The sequence below is a fragment of the uncultured Fretibacterium sp. genome (assembly GCF_963544685.1).
In the GTDB taxonomy this organism is placed as follows: domain Bacteria; phylum Synergistota; class Synergistia; order Synergistales; family Aminobacteriaceae; genus CAJPSE01.
This window is the reverse complement of the sequence record NZ_CAUUGJ010000136.1, coordinates 1-5,342: the sequence shown is the minus strand read 5'-3', so window position 1 is coordinate 5,342 and position 5,342 is coordinate 1. Positions and strand designations below refer to the sequence as shown.

The 5,342-nt window shown below is 62.9% G+C and carries 4 protein-coding genes and 1 tRNA gene; 2 read left to right on the top strand and 3 right to left on the bottom strand.

Annotated elements, in window-relative coordinates:
* The 3 genes from ABLA28_RS10285 to ABLA28_RS10275 all read right to left on the bottom strand — a co-directional run.
* The coding region (locus ABLA28_RS10285; protein WP_347713587.1) for a thiamine pyrophosphate-dependent enzyme at positions 1-756 on the bottom strand (756 nt) is incomplete at its 3' end.
* A gap of 219 nt (positions 757-975) precedes the next feature.
* Positions 976-1,053: transfer RNA gene (locus tag ABLA28_RS10280), tRNA-Pro, on the bottom strand.
* Positions 1,054-1,219: 166 nt separating this feature from the next.
* Complete coding sequence (locus ABLA28_RS10275; protein WP_347713586.1) at positions 1,220-2,491, bottom strand: GLUG motif-containing protein; 1,272 nt, start codon at positions 2,489-2,491, stop codon at positions 1,220-1,222.
* A 491-nt stretch (positions 2,492-2,982) separates the two neighbouring features.
* Here ABLA28_RS10275 and serC point away from each other — a divergent pair, with 491 nt between their 5' ends.
* Positions 2,983-4,068 carry a 3-phosphoserine/phosphohydroxythreonine transaminase gene (gene serC / locus ABLA28_RS10270; protein WP_347713585.1) on the top strand — a complete coding sequence of 362 codons (1,086 nt, stop codon included), beginning with the start codon at positions 2,983-2,985 and terminating at the stop codon, positions 4,066-4,068.
* A 233-nt stretch (positions 4,069-4,301) separates the two neighbouring features.
* Complete coding sequence (locus ABLA28_RS10265) at positions 4,302-5,216, top strand: NAD(P)-dependent oxidoreductase (RefSeq protein WP_314716779.1); 915 nt, start codon at positions 4,302-4,304, stop codon at positions 5,214-5,216.
* Positions 5,217-5,342 lie beyond the last annotated feature (126 nt).

The window sequence follows — 5,342 nt, the reverse complement described above, 5'->3', positions numbered from 1 at the left end:
GCCCATGACCGTGCGGCAGAGCAGGACCGTCGGGCGTCCCCCGGACCCCGCGCCGCGCAGCGCCCCGTAAAGGGCCTGGAAGGAATGTCCGTCGCACTCCACGACCTCCCAGCCGTCCGCCTCCCAGAGGGCCTTCAGGTTGCAGGGCATCACCGCGTCGAGGTTCCCCGAGATCTGAATGCCGTTCCAGTCGACCAGGGCGACGAGGTTCTCGAGCCCCTCCTTCACGGCCATACGCCGGGCCTCGGCGAGCTGCCCCTTCGTCTGCCCTCCGTCCCCCATCAGGACATAGGTGCGCCCTTTGCAGCCCCGCGCCCTTTGTGCCAGCGCGAAGCCGACGCCTGCGGAGAGCCCCTGCCCCAGGTTTCCCGTCCCCCAGTCGACGCCCGGGATGTCGCGCTCGACGTGGCCCTGAAAGACGCTGCCGCAGCTCCGGAAATGAGAGACGGCCTCAACGGCGTCGAAGAATCCCCAGGCGGCGAGGGCCGCGTACACCCCGGCCGAGGTATGGCCATGCGAGACGACGACGTAGTCCCGATCCAAACTTCCGCAGTTCTCCGGCGTGAGGTTCGCCACACCGTAGACGGACAGGAACATCTCCATGCTGGAAAACGCGCCGCCCGGATGGCCGCTGTTGGCGGCCGCGACCATGGTCACGGCATCGATGCGGGCCAGGCGCGCCGCCTCCTCCAGGGAGACGATCTGTTCTCCGGAGAGGGAGGGGACCGGAAAGCCATGCAGATGGGGCAGAGACATTGCGCTTCACTCCTTTTTCGATATCTATCGAGAAAAACCGCCGAACGCAGCCCTTGCCGCCGCGAGGAGACGAAAAGACGCCTTTCCCTCATGGCGGGTGATGATAAGGAAGGACACGAAACCGAACGGACTTATTATACAAGGAGAGGGAATAGAGGTGGAACGAAAAACAAAAAAGGGCGCTCCGCTTTTTGCGGAAGAGCCCTTGTCGTCGTAATATGGTCGGGACGAGAGGATTCGAACCTCCGACCCCCTGCACCCCATGCAGATGCGCTAGCCAGACTGCGCTACGTCCCGAACACGACCACATATTTTAGCGTTTTTTTGAAAAAGGTCAAGATGTCTGCCGCTGCCTGTCGTTGTTCTGAGATAATGTCACCCCTCGGACAGGCCGACGCCGAATCTTGTCAAAAGCGCTCCGTTAATGTCACGGCGAATTCGGCAGGGACTTCGGTAAGAGCGATTATTCGTCTCCCTGGTCCGCGCTCTCGTACATCCGGCCGGTCGTGCCGACCTCCGCCCCCGAGGACTTGCCGTCGACGAGGACCTTCGCGTTCGCCTTCGTCGCCGCGTCGTACGAGCTGTCCGCGTTGGTGCGCCCGAGGATCGTCCCGGGGGTCACAGCTCCGTCGATCGTGCCGGACACGGAGCAGTTCGTGATCCTGAAGGCCGTCTCCTTGCCGTAATAGTAAAGACCCGTTCCGACAAGGCCGCCGACGTGCGTCGCATCCTTCGCGTCGATGTCGATCGTCACGGAGCAGTTGTCGATGATCGCGGGGTAGTTGGTCACAGAGTGCTTCGCCTTGTCCGGGTGCGTTCCGGAATAGCCGCACAGGCCGCCGATGGCGTGCCCGCCGTTCGTCGTGACGATCTTTACGTCGGCCCTGCAGTTCGTGATCGAATCCATCATCTCGAGGCAGCCGCCGATGCCGCCCATGCCGACCGGCTCCCTCCCGGAGGCCTTCACCGTGCCGGAGGCGGTGCAGCCGCTGATCGTGCCGCCGAAACTGCCGCCGACGATGAGGCCGCCGCACTCGGCTATGTCGTCCTGGACGATGCGGTCGGGGAAGTTGTTGTCGCCTATCAGCTCGATCTCGACGCCCTGGGTCCGGCAGTTGCGGATCGTTCCGTGGCTATTGCCGCCGATGACCCCGCCGACGCAGTTGAGGCCGAGGATGGAGGAGCTGCCGGTCAGCGCGACGTTCTCCACGGCGCCCAGGTTGTAGCCGACGACTCCGCCGATCGCCACAGACTTCCTCTCTCCCGCGGGGAGATGAGTGACGTGAACGAACGCATTGACGACGTTGAGGTCCTTGATCGTGCCGCTGCTGACGCCGAAGAGTCCGGCTCCGACGGTGAAGGCATCCGTCTCGTAGCGCAGGTTGGACACCGTGCGGCCCGCCCCGTCGAAGGTGCCGCGGAAGAAGGTCGATCGTTTCTCGTGGTCGTTCATATTCCCGATCGGCGTCCACTTGATGCCCCTGAGGTCGATGTCGGCGCTCAGCTTGAAGTACCGCCCCGAATAGCCATCCCGTTTCCCGCCGTTGACGTTCGCGGCGAGGGACAGCAGGCTGTCCGCGTTCGCGATCAGGTAGGGGTCCCCCGCAGTGCCGGAGCCGCCGTCGAAGCCCGGCGAACCGCTGTCGGAAGAGCCGCCGCCGCAGCCCCCAAGGGCCAGCAGGGCAAGGAGAAAAGCGAGCAGAAGAGCGCCGATGCCGGATTTCCTGAGTTTCATGACAACCACTCCTTTATAGTTTGAGATGAAAAACTTGTACAAATATAATCCTCCATGAAACGCAAGTCAATAAGACAGGGCGGATCGGCAGCCGCTCCGCGGCCATCCACGGCCAACGGGAATTCCCGCGTCCCCGACGCTGTCCCAACGCCGCGATCCCGCCGGAAAGCGGCGCGCCGTCAGCTCTCCCTTGCCGGGGATATGATGGTCTGCTATAGTACGGCCGTGTTGCACGAGGGTCCTGATCCTATCCTTAAGGAGGGGAGACCGATGTCGAAATTTCCGGCGGCACGACAGGGCTTCACCTGACGCTTCCTCGAGATGCAAGGACTGCATTTGCCGGGGAGCGCAGCCATACGGCAAGGCCCATGGCGCGGGGTTCCGTCCGGTGTCCCGTTTCGCCTCAGCCCTTCCTTGCCTCACGCCTCCCCGACCGACGACTAATCCGAGTCATCCGGAAAAAATAATTTTATGGAAAGAGGTCGATTCTTATGAAGTACGGTCGCACGTATAACTTTTCCGCCGGTCCGGCCATGATGCCCGAGTCCGTTCTGGAGGAGATCGCCGCCGAGATGATGAACTACCGCGGAAGCGGCATGTGCGTCATGGAGATGAGCCACCGCTCCAAGGTCTTCGAGGACATCCTGGCCGAGGCGAAGGCGGACCTGCGCGAGCTCATGGGCATCCCGGACAACTACAAAATACTCTTCGTCCAGGGCGGCGGGCACGTCCAGTTCGCCATGGTCCCCATGAACCTGATGAAGAACGGCGTCGCCTGCTACATCGAGACCGGAGCCTGGTCCCAGAAGGCCATCAAGGAGGCGCAGAAATACGGCACGGTGAAGATCTCCGCGTCGTCGAAGGACAAGAACTTCTCCTACGTTCCCGACTGCTCCAACCTGGACGTTCCCGCCAACGCGGATTACGTCTATATCTGCGAGAACGAGACCATCCACGGCACCACCTACCGCAGGCTCCCCGACACGAAAGGAAAGGTCCTGGTCTCCGACCAGTCCTCGATGTTCCTCTCCCGCCCCTGCGACGTGAGCAAGTACGGGCTCATCTGGGGCGGCGTGCAGAAGAACGTCGGCCCCGCGGGCATGGCCGTCGCCATCATCCGTGAGGACCTGCTCCGGGACGACCTGGACCCCAAGGTCCCGACCTACCTCAGCTACAAGATCCACGCCGACGCCGATTCCCTCTACAACACGCCCAACTGCTGGGCCATCTACTGCTGCGGAAAGATCTTCCGGTACCTCCTGAAGATGGGCGGCCTGGCCGAGATGGACCGGCGCAACCGGGAGAAGGCCGCGGTCCTGTACGATTTCCTGGACCAGAGCAAGCTCTTCCGCGGCACGGTGGCGAAGGAGGACCGGTCCCTGATGAACGTGCCCTTCGTGACGTCCAGCAAGGAGCAGGACGCGGAGGTGGTGGCCGCCACGAAGGCCGCCGGGTTCGACAACCTCAAGGGACACCGAAGCGTCGGCGGCCTGCGCGCCTCCATCTACAACGCCATGCCCAAGGAGGGCGTCGAGGCCCTGGTCGACTTCCTCCGGAAGTACGAAGCAAAAAATTAATGGGGGCAAAGCCCCCATACCCCCCACGCCGCTATCCTGAGACTGATCGGCCCGCAAGCGAAGCGAGCGGTTGCCGGAAGGCTCCCCTTTGGGGGATAGCGGCGGCCCCGGAAAGCCTTTTCCTCAAAATAGGCAAGCTGGGGTACCACCGGGGGGCTCCATGAATTAAATCAGCGTCTCATTAGGTTGTACACAGCGAACAGCTGCATACCGTGAATAAAGGAGAAACCTCCATGTCTAAGAAAATTCTGGTCACCGATGGGATGGACGCCGCCGCCGTCGCGAAGCTCCGCAAGGACGGCTATGAGGTCGTGGAGCAGTTCTACGAGCCGGACGCCCTGGGCGGGGCGCTTCGGGATTTCGATGCCGTGATCATCCGGTCCGCCACGAAGATCAAGCAGCCGCAGATCGACGCGGCGAAGGGAGGCCGCCTGAAGCTCATCATCCGCGCCGGCGTGGGCGTGGACAACATCGACGTCAAATACGCCGAGGCGGCGGGCATTCAGGTCCGGAACACGCCCCGCGCCTCCTCCAACGCCGTGGCGGAGCTGGCCCTCGCGCTGCTCTTCGCCTGCGCACGCAACATCTCCATCGCCGGGCACACCATGCGCGAGAACAAGTGGGAGAAGAAGGCCTACTCCAAAGGCTTCGAGCTGGAGGGCAAGACCATGGGCGTGATCGGCTACGGCCGCATCGGCCGGATGGTCGGCGAGAAGGGGCAGGCCCTGGGGATGAACGTCCTCTCCGTCGTCCACCGCAACAAGCCCGAGGGCGCGGAGTGCAGCACGATGCACTTCGTCTCTATGGACGAGCTGCTCGCGAAGTCCGACATCATCGTCCTGTGTGCGCCCGGCGGGGACAAGCCGCTGGTGGACGCCGGGAGCATCGCGAAAATGAAGGACGGCGTGGTCATCATCAACGTCTCCCGCGGCAGCAACGTGGACGAGGCGGCGCTGCTGGAGGCCCTGAACGGCGGCAAGGTAAGGGCCGCAGGTCTGGACGTCTGGCTCAGCGAGAAGGATCCCAACTGGACGCTCGCCCAGCACCCCTCCGTCTCCTGCACCCCCCACGTCGGCGCCGGCACCGTGGAGGCCCAGAAACGCATCGGCGCGGAGCTGGTGGACATCGTAGAGGAAAGTTTTTCCTGATTACCGGGGAAGGCAGACGGATGCATAAGGATACAAGTAAGGATGAACAAGATGGATAAAATATTCAGGCCGGCGGATATCCTCGTCCCCGCGAACTGCGACATGAGCAAATGGAGCGTCATCGCC

What these genes read in the sequence shown, in the direction of transcription:
- ABLA28_RS10275 (WP_347713586.1), bottom strand. Translation starts at nt 2,491, where the DNA reads ATGAAACTCAGGAAATCCGGCATCGGCGCTCTTCTGCTCGCTTTTCTC.
- serC (WP_347713585.1), top strand. Translation starts at nt 2,983, where the DNA reads ATGAAGTACGGTCGCACGTATAACTTTTCCGCCGGTCCGGCCATGATG.
- ABLA28_RS10265 (WP_314716779.1), top strand. Translation starts at nt 4,302, where the DNA reads ATGTCTAAGAAAATTCTGGTCACCGATGGGATGGACGCCGCCGCCGTC.